24 protein-coding genes and 1 tRNA gene are annotated in these 26,151 nt (G+C 71.3%); 4 read left to right on the plus strand and 21 right to left on the minus strand.

Annotation, left to right across the window (positions count from 1 at the left end):
- Positions 1 to 21 precede the first annotated feature (21 nt).
- The 20 genes from PLJ28_RS06275 to argS all read right to left on the minus strand — a co-directional run bounded on the left by PLJ28_RS06275 (position 22) and on the right by argS (position 21,511).
- Positions 22 to 495 (minus strand): DUF2550 family protein, encoded by a 474-nt coding sequence (locus PLJ28_RS06275; RefSeq protein ID WP_010144350.1) that lies wholly within the window; start codon positions 493 to 495, stop codon positions 22 to 24.
- Position 496: 1 nt separating this feature from the next.
- A complete protein-coding gene (locus tag PLJ28_RS06280; protein ID WP_010144349.1) occupies positions 497 to 793 on the minus strand; it encodes a F0F1 ATP synthase subunit epsilon in 297 nt (98 codons plus the stop codon).
- Between the two features lie 2 nt (positions 794 to 795).
- The gene (gene atpD / locus PLJ28_RS06285; RefSeq protein ID WP_298045362.1) at positions 796 to 2,253 is read right to left on the minus strand and encodes a F0F1 ATP synthase subunit beta; all 1,458 of its coding nucleotides are present in this window, start codon (positions 2,251 to 2,253) and stop codon (positions 796 to 798) included.
- Between the two features lie 55 nt (positions 2,254 to 2,308).
- The gene (locus tag PLJ28_RS06290; protein WP_298045363.1) at positions 2,309 to 3,202 is read right to left on the minus strand and encodes a F0F1 ATP synthase subunit gamma; all 894 of its coding nucleotides are present in this window, start codon (positions 3,200 to 3,202) and stop codon (positions 2,309 to 2,311) included.
- Between the two features lie 70 nt (positions 3,203 to 3,272).
- Positions 3,273 to 4,910 carry a F0F1 ATP synthase subunit alpha gene (gene atpA, locus PLJ28_RS06295; RefSeq protein ID WP_183524606.1) on the minus strand — a complete coding sequence of 546 codons (1,638 nt, stop codon included), beginning with the start codon at positions 4,908 to 4,910 and terminating at the stop codon, positions 3,273 to 3,275.
- Between the two features lie 81 nt (positions 4,911 to 4,991).
- A complete protein-coding gene (locus PLJ28_RS06300) occupies positions 4,992 to 5,801 on the minus strand; it encodes a F0F1 ATP synthase subunit delta (RefSeq protein ID WP_183524603.1) in 810 nt (269 codons plus the stop codon).
- Positions 5,801 to 6,376, minus strand: a complete 576-nt coding sequence (locus PLJ28_RS06305; protein ID WP_183524600.1) for a F0F1 ATP synthase subunit B — start codon at positions 6,374 to 6,376, stop codon at positions 5,801 to 5,803. Before PLJ28_RS06305 ends, PLJ28_RS06300 begins: the two co-directional genes overlap by 1 nt.
- Positions 6,377 to 6,445: 69 nt before the next feature.
- Complete coding sequence (locus tag PLJ28_RS06310; protein ID WP_010144343.1) at positions 6,446 to 6,655, minus strand: ATP synthase F0 subunit C; 210 nt, start codon at positions 6,653 to 6,655, stop codon at positions 6,446 to 6,448.
- 159 nt (positions 6,656 to 6,814) lie between these two features.
- On the minus strand, positions 6,815 to 7,627 hold the full coding sequence (atpB, locus tag PLJ28_RS06315) for a F0F1 ATP synthase subunit A (RefSeq protein WP_183524597.1): 813 nt from the start codon (positions 7,625 to 7,627) through the stop codon (positions 6,815 to 6,817).
- Between the two features lie 225 nt (positions 7,628 to 7,852).
- A complete protein-coding gene (locus tag PLJ28_RS06320; protein ID WP_183524593.1) occupies positions 7,853 to 8,302 on the minus strand; it encodes a hypothetical protein in 450 nt (149 codons plus the stop codon).
- Complete coding sequence (locus tag PLJ28_RS06325; protein ID WP_183524590.1) at positions 8,299 to 9,402, minus strand: MraY family glycosyltransferase; 1,104 nt, start codon at positions 9,400 to 9,402, stop codon at positions 8,299 to 8,301. Before PLJ28_RS06325 ends, PLJ28_RS06320 begins: the two co-directional genes overlap by 4 nt.
- Entirely contained in the window at positions 9,399 to 10,100 is a 702-nt protein-coding gene (locus PLJ28_RS06330) for an L-threonylcarbamoyladenylate synthase (protein ID WP_370577093.1), read from the minus strand. The genes PLJ28_RS06325 and PLJ28_RS06330 overlap by 4 nt, the downstream gene beginning before the upstream one ends.
- Positions 10,097 to 11,122, minus strand: coding sequence for a peptide chain release factor N(5)-glutamine methyltransferase (gene prmC, locus PLJ28_RS06335; RefSeq protein WP_255459403.1), 1,026 nt, complete (start codon positions 11,120 to 11,122; stop codon positions 10,097 to 10,099). The genes PLJ28_RS06330 and prmC overlap by 4 nt, the downstream gene beginning before the upstream one ends.
- A 10-nt stretch (positions 11,123 to 11,132) precedes the next feature.
- A complete protein-coding gene (prfA, locus tag PLJ28_RS06340; RefSeq protein WP_183524587.1) occupies positions 11,133 to 12,239 on the minus strand; it encodes a peptide chain release factor 1 in 1,107 nt (368 codons plus the stop codon).
- A 129-nt stretch (positions 12,240 to 12,368) separates the two neighbouring features.
- Entirely contained in the window at positions 12,369 to 14,513 is a 2,145-nt protein-coding gene (gene rho, locus PLJ28_RS06345) for a transcription termination factor Rho (RefSeq protein WP_183524584.1), read from the minus strand.
- Positions 14,514 to 14,810: 297 nt separating this feature from the next.
- Positions 14,811 to 15,815 (minus strand): homoserine kinase, encoded by a 1,005-nt coding sequence (thrB, locus tag PLJ28_RS06350; RefSeq protein ID WP_183528230.1) that lies wholly within the window; start codon positions 15,813 to 15,815, stop codon positions 14,811 to 14,813.
- Complete coding sequence (gene thrC, locus PLJ28_RS06355) at positions 15,815 to 16,927, minus strand: threonine synthase (protein WP_029139160.1); 1,113 nt, start codon at positions 16,925 to 16,927, stop codon at positions 15,815 to 15,817. The genes thrB and thrC overlap by 1 nt, the downstream gene beginning before the upstream one ends.
- Before the next feature lie 6 nt (positions 16,928 to 16,933).
- On the minus strand, positions 16,934 to 18,304 hold the full coding sequence (locus PLJ28_RS06360) for a homoserine dehydrogenase (RefSeq protein ID WP_183524581.1): 1,371 nt from the start codon (positions 18,302 to 18,304) through the stop codon (positions 16,934 to 16,936).
- A 52-nt stretch (positions 18,305 to 18,356) separates the two neighbouring features.
- Complete coding sequence (lysA, locus tag PLJ28_RS06365) at positions 18,357 to 19,847, minus strand: diaminopimelate decarboxylase (protein WP_298044365.1); 1,491 nt, start codon at positions 19,845 to 19,847, stop codon at positions 18,357 to 18,359.
- 8 nt (positions 19,848 to 19,855) lie between these two features.
- Positions 19,856 to 21,511, minus strand: a complete 1,656-nt coding sequence (argS, locus tag PLJ28_RS06370) for an arginine--tRNA ligase (protein ID WP_183524576.1) — start codon at positions 21,509 to 21,511, stop codon at positions 19,856 to 19,858.
- 159 nt (positions 21,512 to 21,670) lie between these two features.
- Here argS and PLJ28_RS06375 point away from each other — a divergent pair.
- Positions 21,671 to 21,743, plus strand: a tRNA-Arg gene (locus tag PLJ28_RS06375).
- A 12-nt stretch (positions 21,744 to 21,755) separates the two neighbouring features.
- Here PLJ28_RS06375 and PLJ28_RS06380 read toward each other — a convergent pair.
- Entirely contained in the window at positions 21,756 to 22,247 is a 492-nt protein-coding gene (locus PLJ28_RS06380; RefSeq protein ID WP_183524573.1) for a hotdog fold domain-containing protein, read from the minus strand.
- A gap of 232 nt (positions 22,248 to 22,479) precedes the next feature.
- Between PLJ28_RS06380 and PLJ28_RS06385 the strand changes: the two genes are divergently transcribed.
- From PLJ28_RS06385 to PLJ28_RS06395, 3 genes are read left to right on the plus strand one after another with little or no spacing between them, the layout of a single operon-like run.
- Positions 22,480 to 23,460: a TIGR03885 family FMN-dependent LLM class oxidoreductase gene (locus tag PLJ28_RS06385; protein WP_183524570.1), complete on the plus strand. Its 981-nt coding sequence runs from the start codon at positions 22,480 to 22,482 to the stop codon at positions 23,458 to 23,460.
- Entirely contained in the window at positions 23,457 to 25,211 is a 1,755-nt protein-coding gene (locus PLJ28_RS06390; protein WP_183524567.1) for an alpha-amylase family protein, read from the plus strand. The genes PLJ28_RS06385 and PLJ28_RS06390 overlap by 4 nt, the downstream gene beginning before the upstream one ends.
- 26 nt (positions 25,212 to 25,237) lie before the next feature.
- Positions 25,238 to 26,149: a GNAT family N-acetyltransferase gene (locus tag PLJ28_RS06395; protein WP_183524564.1), complete on the plus strand. Its 912-nt coding sequence runs from the start codon at positions 25,238 to 25,240 to the stop codon at positions 26,147 to 26,149.
- Positions 26,150 to 26,151 lie beyond the last annotated feature (2 nt).

The raw sequence follows: 26,151 nt of genomic DNA on the forward strand, positions 1-26,151 counted from the left end.
GGAGGATGTTCCGACCGGAGCTCAGTGGGCCCGGCGGCGCGAGGCCCGGTGGCCCCGGCTGGCCCGGTGACGTCGGGACGGCATCTCCCGCCACGTGCCGAAACCGACCGCGGGGCCGGCCTCGATCCAGGCCGAGAGACCCGAGCAGTCATCCGTGTGGATGTCCAGGTCGATCGGTGACGGCCCGCCATCCACGCGCACCACCACCGACCCGTCCTGCCGCCCGGGCGCCCCGCGGCGCAGCCGCAACTGGTGTCGGGCCGCCTTCCACCGGGGCCGGGGATCGATCGACCAGACCGTCATCAGGTCCAGCCCGGCCTCGTCATACCGGCCGATGACCAGCGTCCCGGCGCCGCGCTCGTCCGCGGGCCGGGCACGGGCCGTGAACGTCCCGGGCGTGCGCACCAGGGTGCGCCAGCGCCACCACACCATGAAGGCGAGCACCAGCAGCGCGGCGGCGATCGCCGCGACCAGTGCCGACCACCCGGGGCTCACGTCAGGCTGCGCCCTGTCCGGCCGCGGTCCCGTTCAGGGACGCCGCACCCGCCACGATGACCACGCGGTCGTTGTCCACGGAGAAGAACCCGCCCTCGGCGTGGGCCGTGATGGTCTGCCCGCCGGCCTGCTGGACGACGACGTCGCCGTCGCCCAGCACGGCCAGCATCGGGGTGTGACCCGGCAGGATGCCGATCTCGCCGTCGATGGTCCGGGCGCTGACCGACTGCGCCGGTCCGGACCACACGAAGTGGTCCTCCGCCACGATCTCCACCTCGAGTTCGTGCCTGTCAGCCATGATCAGTTCTCCGACTGGATCTTGGCCCAGTTGCGCTCGACGTCGTCCAGTCCGCCGACGTTGTAGAACGCCTGCTCGGAGATGTGGTCGAGGTCACCGTTGGCGATGGCATTGAAGCCCTCGATGGTGTCCTTGATCGGGACGGTCGAACCCTCCACGCCGGTGAACTGCTTGGCGGTGTAGGTGTTCTGGGACAGGAACTGCTCGATGCGGCGGGCGCGGGAGACGACGATCTTGTCCTCTTCTGAGAGCTCGTCGACACCGAGGATCGCGATGATGTCCTGCAGTTCCTTGTTCTTCTGCAGGATCTGCTTCACGCGGGTGGCGGCGTCGTAGTGCTCCTGGCCCACGTACTGCGGGTCGAGGATGCGCGAGGTCGAGGCCAGCGGGTCCACGGCGGGGTACAGGCCACGGGAGGCCAGGGTACGCGTCAGGTTCGTGGTGGCGTCCAGGTGGGCGAACACGTTGGCCGGGGCCGGGTCGGTGTAGTCGTCCGCGGGGACGTAGACGGCCTGCATCGAGGTGATGGAGTGGCCGCGGGTGGAGGTGATGCGCTCCTGGAGCACGCCCATCTCGTCGGCGAGGTTCGGCTGGTAGCCCACGGCGGAGGGCATGCGGCCCAGCAGCGTGGAGACCTCGGAACCGGCCTGCGAGAAGCGGAAGATGTTGTCGATGAACAGCAGGACGTCCTGGTTCATCTCGTCACGGAAGTACTCGGCCATGGTCAGGCCGGTCAGGGCGACGCGCAGACGGGTTCCCGGCGGCTCGTCCATCTGGCCGAACACGAGGGCGGTGTCCTTCAGGACGTCCGCCTCCTCCATCTCGACCCAGAGGTCGTTGCCCTCACGGGTACGCTCGCCGACACCGGCGAACACGGAGGTGCCGCCGAAGTTGCGGGCCACACGGGTGATCATCTCCTGGATGAGCACGGTCTTGCCCACGCCGGCGCCGCCGAACAGGCCGATCTTGCCGCCCTTGATGTACGGGGTCAGCAGGTCGATGACCTTGATGCCGGTCTCGAGCATCTCGGTGGAGCCCTCGAGTGCCGCGAAGTTCGGCGCCGGGCGGTGGATCGGCCAGCGCTCGGTGACCTGCAGCTCGGAGGTCGGCACGTCCAGGGACTCACCCAGGACGTTGAAGATGTGGCCCTTGACGACCTCGCCCACCGGGACGGAGATCGGTGCGCCGGAGTCGGTCACGGAGGCGCCCCGGACCAGTCCGTCGGTGGACTGCAGGGAGATGGCGCGGACCAGGTTGTCGCCCAGGTGCTGCGCGGTCTCGAAGGTGACGGTGCGGGTCTCACCGTTGAGGGTGATCTCGGCGGTCAGGGCGTTGTACACGGCCGGCATGGCGTCCGCGGGGAATTCGGCGTCGATCACCGGGCCGATCACGCGGGCGATGCGACCGATGGCGCCGCCGGTGGCGGTACCGGTGCCCTGTTCGTTCGTGGTGGCAGTCATCTCTCTCACTTCTTTGGTGTGGATGGCGGTTGCTGTGGTGCCGGTCGGCCCGGGGTCAGGATGCGCTGAGCGCGTCCGCACCGGCGATCAGCTCGGTGAGTTCCTGGGTGATCTCGGCCTGGCGGGCGTTGTTCATCTTGAGCGTGTACTCGCGGACGAGGTCCTTGGCGTTGTCACCGGCGGACTTCATGGCCCGCTGGCGGTTGGCCAGCTCCGAGGCGGCCGACTGGAGCATCGCCGAGAAGATCCGGGACTCGATGTACTTCGGCAGCAGGGCGTCGAGGACGTCCTCCGGTGCCGGCTCGTACTCGTAGAGCGGCAGCAGCTCGGTCTCGTCGGTGACCTCCTCCTCCACCACCTCGAGGGGCAGCAGCCGGACGACGGTCGGCACCTGGCTGACGAGCGAGTGGAACTCGGTGAAGACGACGTGGATCTCGTCCACGCCACCGTCCTCGGTGTCGTGCAGGAACGAGTCGACCAGCGTGCGGCCGATCTCCCGGGCGCGCTCGAACTTCGGGCTGTCGGTGTCCCCGGACCAGATGTCCTTGTACTCCCGGCCCCGGAAGTCGAAGTACCCCTGGGCCTTGCGGCCGACGAGGTAGACGTCGGTCTCCTTGCCCTCGGAGTGCAGCTTCTCCAGCAGCTCCTCGGCGTGGCGCAGGATGTTGGCGGAGTAGGCCCCGGCCATGCCACGGTCCGAGGACAGGATCAGCACGGCCGAACGGCGCGGGTTCTCCACCTCGGAGGTCAGCACGTGCTCGATGTCCTGCTGCGATGACACGGCGGACACGGCGCGGGTGATCGCGTTGGCGTACGGCAGCGACGCGGCCACGCGTTCGCGGGCCTTGCCGATACGGGACGTGGCGATCAGCTCCATCGCCTTGAAGATCTTCTGCATCGACTGCGTCGAGGCGATCTTCTGGCGGTAGACCCGGATCTGGGCTCCCATGGTTGTCCTTTCCTTCGTTCCCGCTCACCGGTGCCCGCCCTCGCGGGCGGGCACCGGTGAGCGGTCACGGTCAGCGCTTCTGCTTGACGATCTTTTCCTGGGTGACCGCGTCGGCCGCCAGCGGATCGTGTTCCTCGTGCCCGGCGGCCACGAGCTGGCTGTCGCCCTCGCCGAAGAAGCCCTTCTTGAAGGACTCGACCTCGGCCTTGAGGGTCTCCAGGGCGGAGTCCTCGAGCTTGCCGGTCTCCCGGATCGACGCCAGGACCAGGTCCTTGTGGCGCAGGTGGTCCAGGAACTCGCGCTCGAACCGCAGCACGTCCTCGACCGGGACCTCGTCCAGGTGGCCGTTGGCGCCGGCCCAGATGGACACGACCTGCTCCTCGACCGGGTACGGGTTGTACTGCGGCTGCTTCAGCAGCTCGGTCAGGCGCTCGCCACGGGCCAGCTGGCGGCGGGTGGCCGGATCCAGGTCCGAGGCGAACATGGCGAAGGCCTGCTGGTCGCGGTACTGGGCCAGGTCCAGCTTCAGGGTGCCGGAGACCTTCTTCATGGCCTTGATCTGCGCGGCGCCGCCGACGCGGGACACGGAGATGCCCACGTCCACGGCGGGACGCTGGTTGGCGTTGAACAGGTCCGACTGCAGGAAGATCTGGCCGTCGGTGATGGAGATGACGTTGGTCGGGATGTAGGCCGAGACGTCGTTCGCCTTGGTCTCCACGATCGGCAGGCCGGTCATCGAGCCGCCGCCGAGCTCGTCGGAGAGCTTGGCACAACGCTCCAGGAGCCGGGAGTGCAGGTAGAACACGTCACCCGGGTAGGCCTCGCGTCCCGGCGGGCGGCGCAGCAGCAGCGAGACCGCACGGTAGGCCTCGGCCTGCTTGGAGAGGTCGTCGAAGATGATCAGGACGTGCTTGCCGCCGTACATCCAGTGCTGGCCGATGGCCGAGCCGGCGTAGGGGGCCAGGTACTTGAAGCCAGCCGGGTCAGAGGCCGGGGAGGCCACGATCGTGGTGTACTCCAGCGCGCCGTTCTCCTCCAGGGTGTGGCGGACGGCGGCGATGGTGGAGGCCTTCTGGCCGACGGCCACGTAGATGCAGCGGACCTGCTTCTTCGGGTCGCCCGAGGCCCAGTTGTCCTTCTGGTTCAGGATCGTGTCGATGCCGATGGCGGTCTTGCCCGTCTGGCGGTCACCGATGATCAGCTGGCGCTGGCCGCGGCCGATCGGGATCATCGCGTCGATGGACTTCATGCCGGTCTGGAGGGGCTCCTCGACGGACTTGCGCTGGGTCACGCCCGGCGCCTGCAGCTCCATGGCGCGGCGTCCCTCGGCCTGGATGGGTCCCAGGTCGTCGATCGGTGCACCCAGCGGGTCCACGACGCGGCCCAGGAAGGCATCGCCCACCGGGACGGAGAGGACCTCTCCGGTGCGCTGCACCTCCTGGCCCTCCTCGATGCCCTGGAAGTCGCCCAGGACGACGACGCCGATCTCACGGGTGTCGAGGTTCTGGGCCAGGCCCAGCGTGCCGTCTTCGAAGCGAAGCAGCTCGTTGGCCATGGCGGAGGGCAGTCCCTCCACACGGGCGATGCCGTCCGCGGCGGAGACGACGTGGCCGACCTCCACACGTTCGGTGCCGGCCGGTTCGTAGGATGCCGCGAACTCATTCAGGGCATTGCGAACATCGTCAGCGTTGATGGTCAAGTCGGCCATCTGCGTTCCCTGCTCTCTAACGTTGGTGATCATCGAGATGACGATGACCGAAGGTGTCTGGGTGGATTCGTCGGACCGGCCTCAGCCGGCCAGTTTCCGCTGGAGGTCGAGGAGCCGGGTCTGGAGGGAGGAGTCGACGACGTCGTCGCCCACCTGGACCCGGATGCCACCGACCAGTTCGGGATCGACGGCCACGTCCAGCTTCAGGTCGCGGCCGAAGAGGCGCTTGAGCCCGGAGGCCAGGCGTTCCTGCTGCCCGGGCCCGAGCGGACGGGCGACCGTGACCTCGGCGATCCACGTCCGCTGGCGCTGGGCCACGGCGTCCACGAAGTCCCGGACCAGGTCGACCGGCTTGCTGCCGCGCGGGTTCTCCACGGCCTGGCGCACCAGCAGGCGCGCCTCCGGGGAGGCGCCTCCCATCAGTCGCTCGGCCAGGGTGCCCCGGGCTGCGGCGGGGGCCTGCGGATCCGTCAGTGCACGCTGGAGATCATGGGATTCCCCGACCGCACGGTTGAAGGACAACAGCTCGTCCGAGAGCCGCTCCAGTCCGCCCAGGCCCTCGCGTTCGGCGGACCCGGCCACCGCGGTGGTGGCCAGCTGCTCGAGCGCGTCACCGAAGTCCCGGTCCCGGGACCAGCGGCGGCCGGCGAGGTCGGCCAGGACGGTGAAGCCCGCCTCGGAGAGCTTGCCGCCGAACAGGGACCGGACCACGCCGACGCGACGCTCGGTCGTCCACGAGGGATCGGTCAGGGCCCGGCGCAGGGGCGCGCTGGAGTCGACCGTCCCGAGTGCCGAGAACAGTTCGCCGGCCAGCGGGAGTCCACCGGTGGTCAGGACGGAGTCCAGGTCCCGGCGGGCGGCCGTCAGTGAGTCGGAAGATGCACCGGCCATTACTCAGCAGCACCTGCGCTGGTGGAGGCCTGGCCCACGGTCTCGCTGCGCTCGAGGTCCGCGAGGAACCGGTCCACGACGCGCTGCGAGCGGGCATCGTCCTCGAGGGACTCGCCCACGATGCGGCCGGCCAGGGTGGTGGCCAGGGCGCCGACGTCGTTGCGCAGCGAGGACTCGGCCTGCAGGCGCTCGGCGGCGATCTGGGCGTGGGCCTGCTCGACGATGCGGGCCGCCTCGCCGGAGGCCTTCTCGCGGGCGTCGGCCAGGATCTGGGCACCCTCGGCGCGCGCCTCCTCGCGGATGCGATTGGCCTCGGCGTAGCCCTCCTGCTGCTGCTGCTCGTAATTCGCCTTGAGGGCGTTGGCCTCGGCCTGGGCCTTCTCCGCCTTCTCGAGGCCGCCTTCGATCGCGGCATACCGGTCCTGGTACGCCTTCTCCAGGGCCGGTGCGATGTACTTGATCACGAGGAACATCAGCACGGCGAAGCCGACGGCGGTGACCAGCACCTCCCACCAGTTGGGGACGAGAGGATTCGCCCCCTCGGCTGCCGCGAGGATCGTTTCAGACCTGATCATGGTTCAACCATCCTTTGGTGATATTTCCTGTCATGGGTGGCCGGACTGCCGGCCGAGGATGGACAGGAATTAGAGGACGAAGGCGAAGACCAGGCCCAGGATGGCGAGGGCCTCGGCCAGGGCGAAGCCGAGCAGGGCGATCGGCTGCAGGATGCGCTGGGCCTCCGGCTGGCGGGCGACGCCGTTGATGTAGGCGGCGAAGATCAGGCCCACGCCGATCGCGGAGCCGATGGCGGCCAGGCCGTAGCCGATGAGGTTCAGGTTACCGGTGATTTCCATGGTGTTCCTTTCAAGATGCCAGGCGGCAGGTTGTGAGGGAATCCCCGGCGTGGTTCCGGCGATTGCCGGTACCGGGAAGTCATGTGGTGCCGGACGGCGTCCGTCACCCCGTTCCCGCTCCGTCCCGTCTACTGCCGGGCCGGGTGCGGGGCCGGAAGGTCAGTGTTCGTTGGCGGCGAGGGCGCCCTGGATGTAGATCGCGGTCAGCAGGGTGAAGACGAAGGCCTGCAGGAACATGATCAGCAGCTCCAGGAAGTACATGGCCACGAACCCGAGGATCACCAGCACGCCGGTGCCCTGCAGTGCGAGGTTCCCGGTCTCCATGATGAGGAACTGCGCGCCGGCGCCGGCCAGCATCACGATCATGTGGCCGGAGAGCATGGTGGCCATCAGACGCAGGGAGTGGGTCAGCGGCCGGACGATGAAGTTGGAGATGATCTCCAGCGGCACCAGCAGCGGCAGGATCCAGCCCGGCACCCCGCTGGGGACGACGGCGAGCTTGAAGTAGCGCGGCCCGTTGCGGCGGACGCCGACGCCGATCCAGATGATGTAGACGATCAGCGCCATGGCGTAGGCCGAACCGGCGTGCGAGAAGCTCGGCAGCTGCAGCAGCGGGATGGCGCCGAAGATGTTGTTCAGCAGGATGAAGAAGAAGATGCCGAACAGCAGCGGCACCCAGGCCTTGAATTCCTTCTCGCCGATGATGTCCCGGCCGATGCCGTTGCGCACGAACGCGTAACCGGACTCGGCCAGCCACTGGACCTTGCCGGGCTTGAGCTGCGCCTTGCGCATCGCCAGCATGAAGAAGGCGGTGATCAGGATGACCGACAGGATGATCATGGCCATCTGCTTGCCGAAACCGGTGCCGTACTCGGCCATCCAGGGGATGATGTCCGGGAGGTGAGCGTCGTCGATCGTGGGAGGAACAAATCCACCCTCGTTGGTGGAGCTGGCGAGCACGATCGGTAGCACGCTGATCCTCTCTGCAGTGTCCGTCAGCGGAACGCGGTCAGTGGGCGTTCCCTCCACGCGGTCCCGGGCGGCGACACGGCTCGGCCCGGACCGTCGTTATTGATCGTTGATGAGCCTATCAAACCGGGCACGGTGCTCATGACCAGATCGGCCGTTTCGAGGCGGTTTCCGGGCCTCAGGACGATTTATTTCTACGTTGTGTCGAAGTCGGGCCGGCGGAGCGGCTCAGTCGTCGTAGATCTGCTGCCGGGTGCGGGCGAAGACCATCACCTCGGTGGCCTGCCAGACGAGGATGGCCAGGAGCGCCCCCACGCCCGCGGGGAGGGGCTGGAGCCAGGCCGGGACGGGCACCGCCGTGAGCAGCACCGCCATCAGGACGAGCTTGACCACGAAGCCGAACAGGGCGATGACGATGGCCTGGTCACGCCAGCGGTTCCAGGACCAGGCGGTGAGCGCCAGGGTCATGGCGGACAGGACCACGACGGCCACGCCCGCCAGTCCCAGCGATCCGGCGGCCCCGGCGCCGGCCACCGGCCAGGCGATGAGGGTGGCGACGGCGAGCGTGAGGAGGCCCACGGCCAGGCAGGCCGTGAGGATCCCCCACCAGCCGTGCGTGTTCTGGCGGGGCGCGCGGGCCGCACCGGTGGATCGTCGGGTCTTCGGTGCGGGCCTCATCGGCTCCCCCTTCTGGAACGGCGGACCCAGGGATGCAGGGTCAGGTAGCCGGCGCCGATCAGCAGCACGGCCAGGACCGGCAGCACGATGCGCCAGTCGAGGAAGTTCAGCGACACCACCCCGTAGGCGATGAGGAAGGCCCACAGGTAGAGCAGCAGGACCGCCTGCCGGTGCGTGTATCCGCCGTCCACGAGCTTGTGGTGCAGGTGGCCGCGGTCGGCCGAGAACGGGCTGGAACCCCGCGCGGTGCGCCGCACCACGGCCAGCGAGAGGTCGATCAGCGGCAGGGCCACCACGGCGATCGGCAGCAGGATGGGCATGTACGCCGGCACGTTCCGGAAGCGGAAGCCCTCCATCGCCTCGAAGTCGGCGGTGACGGCGACCGCGGCCGTGGCCAGGAGCAGGCCGATGAGCATCGCCCCGACCTCTCCCATGAAGATCCGGGCCGGGTTGAAGTTGTGCGGCAGGAACCCCAGGCAGCAGCCGACGAGCAGTGCCATCAGCAGGGTGGCCAGGTTGGAGTAGTCGAACTGGTTGATGGTCCGGGTCAGCAGGTACGAGTAGATGAAGAACGCCGATCCGCCGATCACCGCGATGCCGGCGGCCAGCCCGTCCAGCCCGTCCACGAAGTTGATGGCGTTCATGGTCAGCACCAGGATGAAGATCGTCAGCCCGATCTGGACGGGTTCGCTGCCCACCGGGATCCAGCCCACCGGCATGGCCTCGACGCGGATGCCGTGCAGGGCCACCAGGGCGGCGGCACCGACCTGGCCGGTGAGCTTGAGCGTCCAGTGCAGGTCCCACAGGTCATCGGCCACCCCCATGACCAGGACCACGGCCAGTGCCAGGAGGACTCCGCGCACCGGGTCGGGATCGGTGAAGATCCCGTCCAGGAACGGGACCATGGCACCGATGCCGAGGCCGGCCAGGACGCCGGCGAACATGGCCACGCCGCCGAGCTTCGGCACGGGGCGGCGGTGGACGTCCCGCTGGCGGCGCGGGGTGTAGACCCGTCCCTTCAGCGCCAGGACCCGGACCGCGGGAGTCAGGACGAAGCTGACGAGGGCGGACAGGACCAGCAGGAGGAGGTAGGCCCTCATCGTCCGCCCGGTGCCGCCGGCCCGGACCGGCCCGCGTCGCCGGTGGCGTCCGGTTCCGGTCCCACGAGGTCGGGGACGACGCGGACGAGCTCGGAGAAGGCCAGGGCGCCCTGGCGGACCACCCGGAACGGCGAGACCGTGCAGTCGACGATGGTCGAGGGTGCGGAGACGTCACGGTCGCCGTCGTCGAGGTAGACGGCCACGGAGTCGCCGAGCATCTCCTCGGCGGCCCGGGCCGACGTCGCGGCCGGCAGGCCGGTGCGGTTGGCGCTGGAGACGGCCATCGGACCGACCTCCTGGAGCAGCTCGCGGGCGACCTGGTCGTCGGGGACCCGCAGCGCCACGGTCCCCCGGGTCTCCCCCAGGTCCCAGGCCAATGACGGCTGGGCGGTGAGGATCAGGGTGAGGGCACCGGGCCAGAAGGCCTCGGCCAGCTCCCGGGCGGCCGCGGGGATCTCCACAGCCAGTCCGTCCATCACCTGGGGGGCCCCGATCAGCACGGGCGGGGGCATCGAGCGTCCGCGGCCCTTGGCGGCCAGCAGGACGGCCACGGCCTGGGGCGAGAAGGCGTCGGCGCCGATCCCGTAGACGGTGTCGGTCGGCAGCACGACGCACTGCTGCCGGCCCAGGGCCTGCCGCGCGGCCGCGATGCCCTCGTCCAGTCCGGGCTCAGTGGTGCAGTCGATCATCGTGCTCACGGTGCCATTGTCCCATCGTCGCCCCCGGTGGCCCGCCCCTGCACCGGCCGGGCGGTGCGGACGGCCTCGGTGAACCGCGGCCGGTCGTTGAGGTCATCGTGGGTGAGCACCTCGGTGAACAGCCCGTCGCAGGCGAGCAGCCGGGCCATGGCGGCCTCCTGGGTGTCGTCGTGCTCCATGACCAGCACGCCGCCGGGACGCAACAGCCGGGCCGCCGTCGCGGCGATCACGGCCGGCATCCGCATGCCGTCCGCTCCCCCGCCGTAGAGCGCGAGCTCGGGGTCGCGACGCGCCTCGGCCTGCTCCGGGATGCGTCCGTCGGGGACGTAGGGCGGGTTGGACACCACGACGTCGACGCGGCCGTCGAGCGCGGACAGTGCGGTGGCGGCGTCGCCCAGGTGCAGGTCGACACCGCGCGGTCCGAGGTTGGCGGCGGCCCACCAGGCGGCCTCCGGGTCGGCCTCGACCGCGTGCAACCGGGCCCCGGGGACCTCGGCGGCCAACGCGGCCGCGATCGCCCCGGAACCGGTGCACAGGTCCACGCCGATGACATCCCCCGCCCCGCGCACCCGCGCGGCGTCGGCGAGGGCCTCGATGGCCCGGCCGGCCACGAGCTCGGTCTCCGGCCGGGGCAGGAACACCCCGGGGCCGACCTGCAGGTCCACGGACCGGAAGGGGGCGGTGCCGGTCAGGTACTGCAGGGGCGTGCGCGTGGACCGGGAGATCAGCAGGCGGCGCAGGTCCACGGCCTGCACCGCGGTGAGGGCGCGGCCGGACACCGCCCACGCGGCCACCTCGCCGCGAGAGGCGCCCAGGACGTGGGCGGCCAACAGCTCGGCGTCGGCGCGCGGGGACGGCACCCCGGCAGCGGCCAGCAGCTCGGTCCCGGAGCGCAGCAGGACAGCCAGTCCGCGCTCCTGCGGTGCTCCCGTGGACCGGACGCCGGGGGCACCCCCGGTGCCGGCCGGCGTCGGGCGAGGCCGTGAGGGGATGGTGCGTGGCGTGGTCATCGCGTCTGCCATGGGCGTTCCCCTACTTCCCCCGGCCGGACTGGTCCCGCCCGGAGTGCTGGCCCAGCGACTCCAGCCGGTGCTGCTCGTCCAGGTCGATGCAGGACTGCAGGACCGGGCCCAGGTCCCCGTCCAGGACGGCGTCGAGGTTGTAGGCCTTGTACCCGGTCCGGTGATCGGCGATCCGGTTCTCCGGGTAGTTGTAGGTCCGGATCCGCTCGGACCGGTCCATGGTGCGTACCTGCGAGGCCCGCGTGGCCGCGTTCTCGGCGTCGAGCTGTTCCTGCTGGTGGGCCAGCAGCCTCGAGCGCAGCACCCGCATGCCGGCCTCGCGGTTCTGGATCTGGGACTTCTCGTTCTGCATGGACACCACGATCCCGGTCGGCAGGTGCGTGATGCGCACGGCGGAGTCCGTGGTGTTGACGGACTGGCCACCGGGGCCCGATGACCGGAACACGTCGATCTTCAGGTCGTTCGCCCCGATCTGGACCTCCTCCGGCTCATCGACCTCCGGGAACACCAGCACGCCGGCGGCCGAGGTGTGGATCCGGCCCTGCGACTCGGTCACGGGCACCCGCTGCACGCGGTGCACCCCGCCCTCGAACTTCAGGTGGGCGTAGACTCCCTCCGCCGGGTCCGTGGAGGAACCCTTGACGGCCACCTGGACGTCCTTGTACCCGCCCAGGTCGGACTCGGTGGACGAGAGGATCTCCGTCTTCCAGCCCCTGGACTCGGCGAAGCGCACGTACATGCGCAGCAGGTCCGCGGCGAACAGGGCGGCCTCCTCACCGCCCTCACCCCCCTTGATCTCCAGGATGGCGTCGCGCGCGTCCGAGGGGTCGCGCGGGATGAGCAGCCGGCGCAGTCGCTCCGCGGCCTGGTCCGCGGCATCCTGCAGGGCCGGCACCTCGGCCGCGAAGTCCGGGTCGTCCTGTCCCAGTTCCGTCGCGTCCGCCAGGTCCTCGGCGGCCTGTCGCCAGGCCCGGTGGGCGGAGACGATCCCGTTGAGCTCCGCGTAACGGCGTCCGAGCCTGCGGGACAGGGCCTGGTCCTGGTGGACGGCCGGGTCGGCGAGCCGCTCGGTGAGTTCACGGTGCTCGTCCAGCAGCTCCTGCACGGACTCGAACATGGTGGTTCCTTCAGTCAGTGGCCACCCGGGGCGGTGGCCGTCAGCGGGGATCGGTGGTGGGGGTCGGTGGGAACGACTCAGCCCCCGGCCCGCCGCGTCCGTGCGGCGGGCCGGGGGCCGGCGTCGATGCTACTTCTCGCCCTTGGGCCCCAGCGTGGTCTTGGAGACCAGCATGAGGAACTCGGCGTTGGACTGGGTGTCCTTGATCTTGTTGGTCAGGATCTCCAGTGCCTGCTGCGTGTCCAGGCCGGACAGCACCCGGCGCAGCTTCCACATGATCTTGATCTCCTCGCCGGAGAGCAGGTTCTCCTCGCGGCGCGTGCCGGAGGCGTTGACGTCCACGGCCGGGAAGATCCGCTTGTCCGCCAGCTGGCGGGACAGGCGCAGCTCCATGTTGCCGGTGCCCTTGAACTCCTCGAAGATGACCTCGTCCATCTTGGACCCGGTCTCCACGAGGGCGGTCGCCAGGATGGTCAGCGACCCGCCGTTCTCGATGTTGCGGGCGGCGCCGAAGAAGCGCTTCGGCGGGTACAGGGCCGAGGAGTCCACACCACCGGAGAGGATGCGTCCGGAGGCGGGGGCGGCCAGGTTGTAGGCACGGCCCAGTCGGGTCATGGAGTCGAGCAGCACGACGACGTCGCGGCCCATCTCCACCAGCCGCTTGGCCCGCTCGATCGCCAGCTCGGCCACGGTCGTGTGGTCGTCCGCCGGGCGGTCGAAGGTCGAGGCGATGACCTCGCCCTTGACCGAACGCTGCATGTCGGTCACTTCCTCGGGCCGCTCGTCCACCAGCACCATCATCAGGTGCACCTCGGGGTTGTTGGTGGTGATGGCGTTGGCGATCGACTGCAGGATCATCGTCTTGCCGGCCTTGGGCGGCGAGACGATCAGGCCACGCTGGCCCTTGCCGATCGGGGCCACGAGGTCGATGACGCGCGGGCCGATCAGCTTGGGGTCGGTCTCCAGGCGCAGGCGCTCCTGCGGGTACAGGGGCACCAGCTTGTTGAACTCGACGCGCTTCGGGGTGTCCTCGGCGGGCTGGCCGTTGACCGAGGTCAGCTTCACCAGGGCGTTGAACTTCTGGCGGTTGCTGCCGCCGCCGCCCTGGCTCTCCCCGTCGCGGGGCGCGCGGATGGCACCGGTGACGGCGTCGCCCTTGCGCAGCCCGTACTTCTTGACCATGGACAGCGAGACGTAGACGTCGTTCGACCCCGGCAGGTAACCGGAGGTGCGCACGAAGGCGTAGTTGTCCAGCACGTCCAGGATGCCGGCGACGGGCAGCAGCACGTCGTCCTCGGTCACCTCGGTGTCGTCGACCTCCGGGCCGCTGCGCCCGCGACGGTTGCGGTTGCGGTCGTTGCGGTTGCGGTTGCGGCGATTGCGGCGGCTGTTGGGGTCGTCGTCGCGGTCGTTGCGGTTGTCGTTGCGGCCGCGTCCCCCGCCGGACTGCTGGTCCTGGCCGCCGTCCCGGGACTCCCCGCGCTGGTCACGGTTCTCGGAGCGGTTGCGCGCACCGCGGCCGGACTGCTGGTCCTGGCCACCGTCGCGGCCCTCGCCCTGGTTGCGGGAGCCGCGGCCGGACTGCTGGTCCTGGTCGCCGTCCCGGGACTCCCCGCGCTGGTCACGGTTCTCGGAGCGGTTGCGCGAACCGCGGCCGGACTGCTGGTCCTGGCCGCCCTCGCGGGCGTCCTGCTGGCGGGTGCCGCGGCCGGAACCGCCGGACTGCTGCTGGTCCGCTGCACCGTCGGTGTCCGGGCCCGCGGCCGGAGCGGCCTCGGCCGGTGCCTCCGCCGAGGAACCTGCCGGGGACTCGGCGCGGCGGGAGCGCGAACGGCGGGCCGGGCGGCCGGCGCCCTGGCCGGACTCGTCGGACTTCTCGCCGGCGGACTGCGGACCGGCCTCCTGCTGTGCGGGGGCGGACGTGTCGGCCACGGCGGCGTCAGCGCTCGTCACGGACGGAGCGTCGGCCTGCTTGGCGGCACCCCGGCCCCGGGTGCTGCGGCCGGAGGCGGTCCCGGTGGCGCCGTCGCCCGCGGTGGCCTTGTCGGCGGCATCCTTGTGCTCGGGCTTGCGGTCGGCCACGGCGCCGCCGCGCTGGTGGCTGGAGATGGCGGCCACGAGGTCGGACTTGCGCATCCGGGAGCCCCCGGTGATGCCGAGCTGGGAGGCCAGGGCCTGCAACTGTGCGAGCTTGAGGCCGGCCAGGCCGCCACCGGTGGGGGCCTGGGGGGAATTGCCCTCGGATGCCGTGGGCAGTTCAGTGGTTTCGGTCACGAAGGTTCCTTCTCCCTCGTCAGGCGGGATCCGACTGGAGGGATCCCGCTACGTGTGCTCCGGCCGCCCCGTGAACACTGGAGAACCAGGGGCTGAAGACCGGGATTCGAGTCCGCCGGCCGGAATGACGGCCGATGGACGTGGCGCCGGATGGCGCCGACCGGACCGCAGACGGTCCGGGAGGGGCGATCCAGGGTGCCGTGACAGGCCGGGGGCCAGCAGGACCGCCTTCGGTCCGCTCGGTGCCTGGATCCACACCGTCCGCCGGCTCCACGTAGAAACGGGGTCCGGCCGGCTTCAGCCCCGGGGGGGATGGCCTGTGCGGTGTGACTCCACCTTAGCACCCGCCACGTCCACCGGGAGAATGCGCACCCGCCACCCCTGCGCCGATCCGCTGAGGGCGGACTCCATGGTCCCGCGGGCCCGTTCGGCGCTGTCCTGGTCGGGGGCCAGCACCATCACCGTCGGCCCGGCACCGGACACGACGGCGGCCAGGCCCTCGGCGCGCAGCGCACGGACCAGCCCGACGGACTCGGGCATGGCCGGCTCGCGGTAGTCCTGGTGCAGCCAGTCCTGGGTGGCCGGGAGCAACCGGGACGGGTCGGTGGTCAGGGCGTGGACCAGCAGGGCGGCCCGGCCCGCGTTCGCCGCGGCCACGTGGTGCGGGACCTGCGGCGGCAGCAGTCCGCGGGCCGTCTCCGTGCTCAGCGGCTCCTCGGGGATCGCGACCACGGGCACCACGTCCGGATGGACGGCCATCCGCACGGACCGGTAGCCCCCGACCTCACCCCAGGAGACCGCGAAACCGCCGGTCAGCGCCGGGGCGACGTTGTCCGGGTGACCCTCCAGGCCCGCCGAGGCGTCCAGCAGCCCCTCCGCCGAGGCGCGCTCGGACTCGGGCAGCAGGGCGTCCGCGGCCAGCACCGCGGTGGCGTGGGCGGCCGCGGAGGACCCCAGTCCCCGCCCGTGCGGGATCCGGTTGGTGGCGGTCAGCTCGATCCCCGGGACCTCCCAGCCGCGCTCGGCGAGGTACTCGCGCAGGGTGGCGATCACCAGGTGGGTGCCGTCCGTGGGCACGGAGCCGGAGCCCTCTCCCTCCACCACGGCGGAGAACCCCTCGGCCACGGTGGTGATGACGACCTCGTCGCGCAGGTCCAGGGCCAGGCCCATCGAGTCGAAGCCCGGCCCGAGGTTCGCCGACGTCGCCGGGACGGAGACGCGGACCGTGATCCCGACGGGCACGGTCCGCAGTGCCGGGGACCCGGTGGCCGGCGGCGTGGTCCGGGGCTCGGCGGCGGGCATCACGACAGCCCCAGCGCCTCGGCCACCGCCACGACGTCGAAGGGCACCCGCTGGGGCTCCACGTCCGAGCCGTCGGCGTTGCGCAGGGCCCACTGGGGGTCCTTCAGCCCGTGACCGGTGACGGTGATGACCCAGCGCTTGCCGGTGGGCACGTTGCCGAGCCCGTGGTGCTTGATCAGCCCGGCCACCCCGGCGGCCGAGGCGGGCTCCACGAAGACGCCCTCCTTGGCGGACAACCAGCGGTGGGCGGCGAGGATCTCCTCGTCGGTCACGGAGTCGATCAGTCCCCCGGACTCGTCCCGGGCGGCCTCTGCCTGCTCCCAGGAGGCCGGGTTGCCGATCCGGATGGCCGTGGCCAGCGTGTCCGGATCCGTGACCGGGTGGCCCAGCACGATGGGTGCGGCGCCGGCGGCCTGGAAGCCCCACATCACGGGCGTCCTGGTGGACACGGCCGGCAGCTCACCGGCTGCGGCGCCGGGGTGCGGGTTGGTGTACGGCTGGGAGTACTCGCGGTACCCCTTCCAGTAGGCGGTGATGTTCCCCGCGTTGCCCACGGGCAGCAGGTGGTAGTCCGGGGCGTCGCCGAGGGCGTCCACCACCTCGAAGGCACCGGTCTTCTGGCCCTCGATGCGGTTGGGGTTCACGGAGTTGACCAGGAACACCGGGTAGTTCTCGGAGAGCTTGCGGGCCACGTCGAGGCAATTGTCGAAGTTCCCGTCCACCTGCAGCAGCGTGGCCCCGTGGGCGATCGCCTGGGACAGCTTGCCCATGGCGATCTTGCCCTCCGGCACCAGCACCGCGCAGGTCAGTCCCGCCTGGGTGGCGTAGGCGGCGGCCGAGGCGGAGGTGTTTCCGGTGGAGGCGCAGACGACGGCCTTCGCCCCCTGCTCCACGGCGGCCGTGATGGCCATGGTCATGCCGCGGTCCTTGAAGGAGCCCGTGGGGTTCATGCCCTCGAACTTGACCCAGACCTCGCCCTCGACGAGCCGGGACAGGGCCGGTGCCTCGATCAGCGGGGTACCGCCCTCGCCCAGGGTCACCACCCGGGTGGACTCGCTGACGGGCAGCCGGTCTGCGTACTCGCGGATCACTCCGCGCCATTGGTGTGCCACTGGTGTTCAGTTCCCTTCGACGCGCAGGACGGAGACCACGTCGGTCACTGCGTCCAGCTCCTTGATGGCGGTGACGGTGGAGGCCAGGGCCCGTTCCCGGGCGCGGTGGGTGGTGATCCGCAGCAGGGACTCGGCCGGCCCCTCCGCTCCCGGGGAGCCGGGCACGCCCTCGGCGGCGTGCACCTCGTAGACGGCGCTGTCCTCGGGCAGCGGCACCTGCCGCATCGCCTCGATCGACACGCCGTGCTCGGCCACGACCGTGGCGATGGCGGCCAGCACGCCGGGCCGGTCGGCCACGCGCAGCACGATCATGTAGCTCGTGGTGGCCTCTCCGACGTCCAGTGCCGCCAGGGCCCTCTTCGGCGTGCGCGTGCGGCCGGGCCCGCCGCGGACCAGTCGGCGGGCGATGGACACGGTGTCCCCCATGACCGCGCTGGCCGTGGGGGCACCCCCGGCGCCGGGGCCGTAGAACATGAGTTCACCGGCGTTGTCGGCCTCCACGAACACGGCGTTGTAGGCACCGCGCACGGCGGCCAGGGGGTGCTCGCGCGGCAACAGGGTCGGATGCACCCGCAGCACGGCGCCGTCGACGCCGGCCTCGGACCGGATGCGCTCGGCGATCGCGAGCAGCTTGATGACGTATCCGGCCTCGGCGGCGGCCTCGTTGTCCGCGGCGGTGATCCGGGTGATGCCCTCGGCGTGGACCTTGTCCATGGAGAACGACGCGTGGAAGGCCAGGTTGGCCAGGATCGCGGCCTTGGCCGCGGCGTCCAGGCCCTCGACGTCGGCCGTCGGGTCGGCCTCCGCGTACCCGAGCCGCTGGGCCTCGGCCAGGGCGTCGTCGAAGGACGCCCCGGTGGTGTCCATCTGGTCGAGGATGTAGTTCGTGGTGCCGTTGACGATGCCCATGACCCGGTTGACGCGGTCCCCGGAGAGGGAGTCGCGCAGCGGCCGCAGGATCGGGATGGCCCCGCCCACCGAGGCCTCGAAGGACAACTGCGTGCCGGCCTTGGCGGCCGCGGCGAACAGCTGGCTGCCGCTCTGGGCCAGCAGCGCCTTGTTCCCGGTGATCACGGCCGAGCCGTTGGCGATGGCCCGCTCGATGAGTGTCTTGGCCGGTTCGATCCCGCCCAGCAGCTCGATGACGATGTCCGCGGAGTCCACGAGGGACTCGGCGTCCGAGGTGTAGAGCTCGCGGGGCAGCTGGTAGTCACGCGCTCCCTCGGGGTTGCGGACGAACACCCCGACCAGTTCGAGCTCGGCGCCCACGCGGGCCGCGAGCATCCGGGCGTCCTCGGTGAGGATGCGGGCCACCTGGGAGCCGACGGTGCCGGCGCCGAGCAGCGCGATCTTCAGGGGCGGGATCGTGTCGGTCATGGTCCTCCGTTGGGTCTGGGATGAAGTGCTGGGGTGTCCGGGGGCGGGGGCGTCAGAGGCCGGTCTCGCGGGCGAAGAGGTCCTCTTCGGTCTCCCGCCGGATGATGACACGGGCCTGCCCGTCCCGGACGGCCACGATGGCCGGACGCGTGAGCTGGTTGTAGTTGCTGGACAGCGAGTGGCAGTACGCACCCGTGGCGGGCACCGCGAGCAGGTCACCGCGCGCGACGTCGTCGGGCAGGTAGGCGTCCCGGACCACGATGTCCCCGGACTCGCAGTGCTTGCCGACCACGCGGGAGAGCACCGCGGGCTCGGTCGAGGTGCGCGAGGCCAGCGCCACGGAGTAGTCCGAGTCGTACAGCACCGGGCGGGCGTTGTCGCTCATCCCGCCGTCCACGGACACGTACCGGCGGGGGTGGGTCCTCCCACCGGCGCCCCCCGCCGCGTCCGGGGCGTCCACGGACACGGTCTTGCGCACGCCGGCCTCGTACAGGGTGAACGTGGAGGGTCCGGAGATGGCCCGGCCCGGCTCGATCGAGATCCGCGGACAGGCCAGCCCCAGGCGCTCGGTGGCCGCCCGGACGGCGGAGGCCAGGGTGGTGGCGATGTCCTCGGGCGTGCGCGGATCGTCCGCCGCGGTGTAGGCGATGCCGTGCCCGCCCCCGAGGTCCAGCTCGGCCAGTTCCACGCCGTGGGTGTCCCGGATCTCGGCCAGGAAGCCCAGCAGCTTCTCCGCCGCCACCCCGAAGCCCTCGGCCTCGAAGATCTGGGAGCCGATGTGGCAGTGCAGGCCCAGCAGGTCGATGGACTCGGCCGCCAGGGCCTGGGCCACGGCGGCCGCGGCCGGCGAACCGGCCGTGCCGCTGCCCTGCCCGGCGTCCGGGGCGGACATCGACAGGCCGAACTTCTGGTCCTCGTGCGCGGTGGCGATGAACTCGTGGGTGTGGGCGTGCACGCCCGGGGTGAGCCGGAGCATCACCGGTGCCCTCACCCCGGCCTCGGCGGCCAGGGCGGCCAGCCGGTCGAGCTCGTCCAGGGAGTCCACGACGATCCGCCCGACACCGGCGTCCAGGGCACGGCGCAGTTCCGCATCGGACTTGTTGTTGCCGTGCAGGCCGATGTGGGCCGGGTCCACCCCGGCGCGCAGCGCGATGGCCAGCTCACCGCCGGAGGCGGTGTCCAGGCGCAGCCCCTCCTCGGCGACCCACCGGGCGGCCGCGGTGCACAGGAAGGACTTGCCGGCGTAGTACACGTCCACTCCCCCGCAGAGCTCCGCGAACGCCGCGTCGAAGGCGTCGCGGAACGCCCGTGCCCGGGCCCGGAAGTCCTCCTCGTCCAGGACCAGCAACGGGGTGCCGAACTCCGCGGCGAGCCGGGAGACGGGAATGCCCTGCACGGCGATCTCGCCGTCGTCGTCGCGGGACACCCCGGCCGCCCAGAGCTTGGGGACCAGGGCGTTGGGGTCCCGGGGGTACTCCAGCCAGTCCGGGGCCAGCGGCGAGGGCCCGGCGGCCGGGTTCGCGTGATCGGTCGGGGTCGGCATCGGCGTCCTCACATCCTCTCCGGGGCGCTGACGCCCAGCAGTCCCAGTCCGTTGGCGAGCACCTGGGAGGTGGCCTCGTTCAGCCACAACCGGGTGCGGTTCAGGTCCGTGATCTCCCCGGGCGTGCCCTCCCGGGAGGTCACCGGGACGATACGGCAGGCACCGTACCAGGAGTGGTAGGCCCCGGCGATGACCTCCAGGTGGCGGGCCACCCGGTGGGGCTCGCGGAATTCGGCGGCCTGGGCGACCACCGAGGGGAACTCGCCGAGCCGGGCCAGCAGATCCGACTCGGTGGCGTGGGTCAGCAGGGACGCGTCGAAGGCGGAGCGGTCGACGCCGGCCGCCTCGGCCGTGCGCGCCGCCCCCCGGGTCCGGGCGTGAGCGTACTGGACGTAGAACACCGGATTGTCGTTGGTCCGGGAGGTGAGGATCTCCGGGTCGATGGTGATCGGCGAGTCCGCGGGGTACCGGGCCAGCGAATAGCGCAGGGCGTCGGCGCCGAGCCAGGACACCAGGTCCTTGAGCTCGATGATGTTGCCGGCACGCTTGGACAGCTTGGCCCCGTTGACGGAGATCAGCTGGCCGATCAGCACCTCGATGTTGCGGTCCGGATCGTCCCCGGCGCACGCGGCGATGGCCTTGAGCCGGCCCACGTAACCGTGGTGGTCGGCGCCGAGCAGGTAGATCTTCTCGGTGAAGCCGCGGTCCTTCTTGGAGAGGTAGTAGGCGGCGTCGGCGGCGAAGTAGGTCGGCTCGCCGTTGGCCCGGATGAGCACGCGGTCCTTGTCGTCGCCGAAGTCGGTGGTGCGCAGCCAGACGGCGCCGTCACGGTCCTCGATGTGGCCGAGCTCGCGCAACCGGGCCACCGCGTTCTCGATCGCCCCGGACTCGTGCAGCTGCTTCTCGGAGAACCAGACGTCGAAGTGCACGCCGAAGTCGGCCAGGGTGGTGCGGATGTCCTGCATCTGGTGCCGGTAGGCGGACTCGCGGATGATGGGCAGCGCCGCCTGCTCGTTCACCGTCCGGATGTCCGGGTGCTCGGACAGGACCTGGTGGGCGAGGTCCTGGATGTACTCCCCCGGGTAGCCGCCCTCCGGGACCGGCAGGCCGTGCAGCCGGTTGTAGACCGACTGGGCGAACACGTTCATCTGGTTGCCGGCGTCGTTGATGTAGTACTCGGCGGTCAGCTCCGCCCCCGAGGCGTGCAGCAACCGGGCGATGGCATCGCCCAGGGCAGCCCAGCGGGTGTGGCCGATGTGCAGCGGCCCGGTCGGGTTCGCCGAGACGAACTCCATGTTGACCACGTGGCCGGTCAGGGCCGAGTTCCTGCCGTAGTCGGCACCGGCCTCGACGATGGTCCGGGCCAGCTCACCGGCGGCGGCGGCGTCCAGCGTGATGTTCAGGAAACCCGGTCCGGCGATGTCCACGCCGGCGACACCGGGCACCTGCTCCAGGCGCCGGACGAGCAGGGCCGCGAGGTCACGGGGGGCCATGCCCGCCTTCTTGCCCAGCTGCATGGCGACGTTCGTGGCCCAGTCCCCGTGCTCGCGGTTCTTCGGTCGCTCGACCTTCACCTGCGCCGGGATCTCGACGGCGATCTCGCCGGAGTCGACGGCGTCCTGCAGGCAGGCGGCCAGGGCTGTGGAAAGGTCTTCGGGGGTCACCCGGGACAGTCTAATGTCGCGCAGGCAGCCGCCGCGAAACCGGCCGGCCGCGTGACCTGACGGGGCGCACGGGGCCCGACCGGGTGCGATTTCTTCTGTCGGCCCCGGATGCGATAGGGTTGTGAAGTCCCGCTCGGCCCCACCGGCCGCGAGACCCCCGCCTCCGTAGCTCAGGGGATAGAGCGTCTGCCTCCGGAGCAGAAGGCCGCAGGTTCGAATCCTGCCGGGGGCACCCTCTTCCTCCTCATCGTCCAGCGCGTTTCCGCGCCGACGATCCCCCCGGCACCGGGGTGACCCACAGCCGGATGATCCCCCGCACCACCACGGTCCCGTCCTCCCTCGTGGCCGTCACCGCCACGGGCACGTCCGGCGCCCCGTCCCAGTCCGCCGTGGTGCTCTCGGCGACGCACGTCACCTCCGAGTCCGCCGCGGCCAGGTACTCCACCTCCATGCCCTTCGGCAGCCACCGCATCCCGGGAGGCACGGTGGCCTCGGCGAGCAGGCCCATCGCCGCCTCCAGGCCGTTGCAGACCGCGATCGCATGGACAGTGCCGAGGTGGTTCTGCGTCGAGCGCCGCAACGGCACCGTCACCTCCCCGTAGTGCGTCGCCATGGCCTGCACGCCGAGGTGCGCCGAGGCGAAGTACGGAGCACGGCGGCAGAACGCGGCGGTGAACAGCCGTCGGCCGCCCGGCAGGGCGGAGAGGCGCCGGTAGAGCGAGAGCGTCGAGTTCATTACCCGATACTACGGGTATCGAGTGATACTCCCCACGGGCCGGCACCAGGACCTGGGCCGTGCCCCGGCCGGCTCGCCACCCGTGACCGGAGCCGTGCCGGGTCCGCACCCGGGCGCCGGGCCCGGGTCGGCAGGACGCCCGGGGCTGTACTGTCCCGCGGCAAGCCGCGAGGATGAACCGTGACCGCAGTGCCCCGAACGCCCGACGACCCCTGAGGGAGGCCACGGGACCGTGACCGTCTTCGGATTCCACGCCAGCCACGAGCAGGCCTCTCCGCGCCAGCTGCTCCAGGACGTGCACGCCGCCGAGCGCGCGGGCTTCGCGGCCGCCATGTGCTCGGACCACCTCGCCCCCTGGTCCCGACGGCAGGGGCACTCGGGCTTCGCGTGGTCCTGGCTCGGCGCCGCCCTGGCCGGCACCGGGATGCGCATGGGCGTGGTGACCGCCCCCGGCCAGCGCTACCACCCGGTGATCCTCGCCCAGGCATCCGCGACGCTCGCGCAGATGTTCCCCGGACGGTTCTGGATGGCCCCCGGCAGCGGGGAGAACCTCAACGAGCACGTCACCGGTGACCCCTGGCCGGACAAGGAGGACCGGCAGCTGCGTCTCGAGGAGTGCGTCGAGGTGATCCGCCGCCTGCACCGGGGTGACACCGTGGACCACCGGGGCCGGATCACCGTGGACCGGGCGAGGATCTGGGACCTGCCGCCGACGCCGGTCCCGCTCATCGCGCCCGCGCTCAGCCCGGAGACCGCCGCGCGCTCCGCGGCCTGGGCCGACGGTCTCATCACCGTCAACCAGCCCCTCGACGACCTCAGGACGGTCCTGGAGGCCTACCGCGGGCAGGGCGGAACCGGGCCGGCGGTGCTGCAGGTCCACCTGTCCTGGGCCCCGACCCGTGCCGAGTCCGAACGGATCGCCGTGGACCAGTGGCGGTCCAACACGGTCCCCCGTCATCAGCTGGAGGACCTGGCCCGGACGGAGGACTTCGAGGCGGCCTCGGCCGGGGCCGGACTGGACGAGGTGGCCCAGGCGGTGGACGTCTCCGCCGATCCCCACTGGCACGTGGAACGGCTCGCCGAGTACGCCGGGCTCGGGTTCGACGAGGTATACCTGCACTGCGTGGCCCAGGACCAGGGTCCGTTCATCGAGACGTTCGGCCGTGAGGTCCTGCCGGCCCTGGCCGGCCTGACGACGGAGGCGAACCCATGAGGTCGGCGCAGACCTCGGACCTGTGGTGGAAGAACGCCGTCTTCTACTGTCTGGACGTCGAGACGTTCATGGACGCGGACGGGGACGGAACCGGAGACTTCGAGGGCCTGACGGACCGGATCGACTACCTCCAGGAGCTCGGGGTCACCTGCCTGTGGCTGATGCCCTTCTACCCCTCCCCCGGACAGGACGACGGTTACGACGTCACCGACTTCTACGGCGTCCACCCGCGGCTGGGCGACCACGGTGACCTGGTCGAGTTCCTCCGCGCCGCCCGGGACCGGGGCATGCGGGTCATCGTCGACTTCCTGGTCAACCACACCTCGGACCGCCATCCCTGGTTCCGCGCGGCCCTGCGGTCGAAGGACTCCCCCTACCGCGACTACTACGTGTGGCGGCAGGACCCGCCGCCGGACACCTCCCACGAGGTGGTCTTCCCGGACCAGGAGGACTCGATCTGGACGCGGGACGAGAAGTCCGGGCAGTGGTACCTGCACCGGTTCTACCGGCACCAGCCCGACCTGAACGTCATGAACCCCCGCGTGCGGGACGAGCTCGCCAAGGCCATGGGGTTCTGGCTCGAGCTCGGCGTCGACGGGTTCCGGATCGATGCCGTCCCCTACTTCCTGGAGGCCTCTCCCACGGACGGTGCCCGGGAGCCCGAGGATCCGCACGAGATCCTGCGGGACCTGCGCTCCTTCACCCACCGCCGGAAGGGCGACTCGGTGCTGCTCGGCGAGGTCAACCTGCCGTTCGCCGCGCAGCGCGAGTTCTTCGGGGGCCGGGACGGTGACGAGTTGACCATGATGTTCGACTTCCTCTCAATGCAGTACACCTACCTCTCCCTGGCCCGGGCCGACGCGCGTCCGCTGGCGAGGACCCTGACCCGGCGGCCGCGCCTGGACCCGGACAACCAGTGGGCGACGTTCCTGCGCAACCACGACGAGCTGACCCTGGACAAGCTCAGTGACAGCGAGAGGGAGGAGGTCTTCGCGGCGTTCGGCCCGGATCCGGCGATGCAGGTCTACGGCCGTGGCCTGAGGCGGCGCCTGCCGCCGATGCTGGAGGGCGATCCACGCCGGCTGCGCCTGGCCTACTCCCTGCTGTTCTCCCTGCCGGGCTCGCCCGTGCTCTTCTACGGCGAGGAACTCGGTATGGGCGAGGACCTTGACGCCCCGGGACGGTTGTCCGTCCGGACGCCGATGCAATGGGATCCCGGCCGCAACGGCGGCTTCTCCACGGCGGCCCCCTCGCGGCTGGCCGCCCGCCCCGTGACCGGGGCCTACGGTCCGGAACACGTCAACGCCCTGCAGGCCCGGAAGGACCCGGACTCCCTGTACCACCACATCCGCCGGCTCATCCACGCCTACCGTCGGTCCCCGGAGATCGGCTGGGGGGAGCTGGAGATCCTCGAGCACTCCGCCGCCGGAGCACCCGCGGACTCCACGGAATCGGTGCTGGCACACCGGTTGTCCTGGGGCGGTCCCGGGCACGATCCCGGGGGCCGCGGTGGCGCGGTGCCGCTGTCCACGCTGATGCTGCACAACCTCTCCGCCGGTGCGAAGTCGGTCCGGCTGGACCTGACCGGGCAGCACCCCACGGCCGACGGCCTCGCGGGCCGGCCGCTGCTGGACCTGCTGGACGGGGACGACCTCGTCGTCGCTGCCGACGGCACCGTGGAGGTACGCCTGGACGGCTACGGCTACCGGTGGCTGCGGGCCGTCCATCCCCAGGACCACCGCCTCACCTGAGCCACCTCCGTCGACGGGAGCACCCCATGACCACGCCACAGCCCTTCTCCGACCGGACGACCGCCCTGGACTTCATCGTGTCCTGCCAGCAGGACCCCGCCACGGGCACGGCGTTCCTCGGGGAGGACCGGGCCGGCGTCGAGGCCGAGCTCGAGGGCCTGGGGCAACCGTGGCTGCAGACCGTGCGGGCCGTGGTGGAACGGGGGCGGCTCCTGGCCGCCGTCGCCGTGGAATGGGACGAGGAGCCCTCCATGGCGTGGGTGCACGGCCCCTGGGGCACCCCGGACGCCGTGCGTACGCACGGTCCTGGCCTGGTCATGGCGGCGGTGGACCAGGTGCCCCCGGCCATCCGCCGGTTCGAGCTGTGCGGCCACGTGGCCAACACGGCGATGGCCGTGGTGGCGGACCGACTGGGACTCGCACCGACGGAGACGAGCCTCGCCCTGGTGGTGGCGGCCGACGAGGCCGCCGGCTGGATCCCGCCCGAACCGCTCCAGGCCGTGACGGTCCGGCCGGCCGTCCCGGCAGACCGGGCCGCACTGGCCCGGTTGCACGCACCCGAGTTCGGCGAGGCGTACGCCACCGTGGACCAGTTGCTCACCCACCACCGCACGGTGGTCGCGGAGGCACCGGACGGCCGGCTGCTCGGCTATGCCTCGGGGCGGATCCAGGACGACGGCTCGGCCTACGTGGACTTCACCGCCGTCGACCCGTCGGCGCGCCGCCGCGGCGTGGGCCGGCACGTGGTCACGGCCCTGGTCCGGCTGCTGCTCGCCGAGGGCTCCCCGGAACTGGTCCACCTCACGGTGCGCGAGTCCCGCACCGCCGCGCAGCAGCTGTACCTGTCCCTGGGGATGCGCCAGGACGCGGCCCTGCGCGGATACCGCGGTCCCCGGCCGGCTCGGGACGCCACATCGTCCCGCGGCGCGGTGTCCTGACC

It is taken from the genome of Citricoccus sp. (assembly GCF_035445025.1).
In the GTDB taxonomy this organism is placed as follows: Bacteria; Actinomycetota; Actinomycetes; order Actinomycetales; family Micrococcaceae; genus Citricoccus.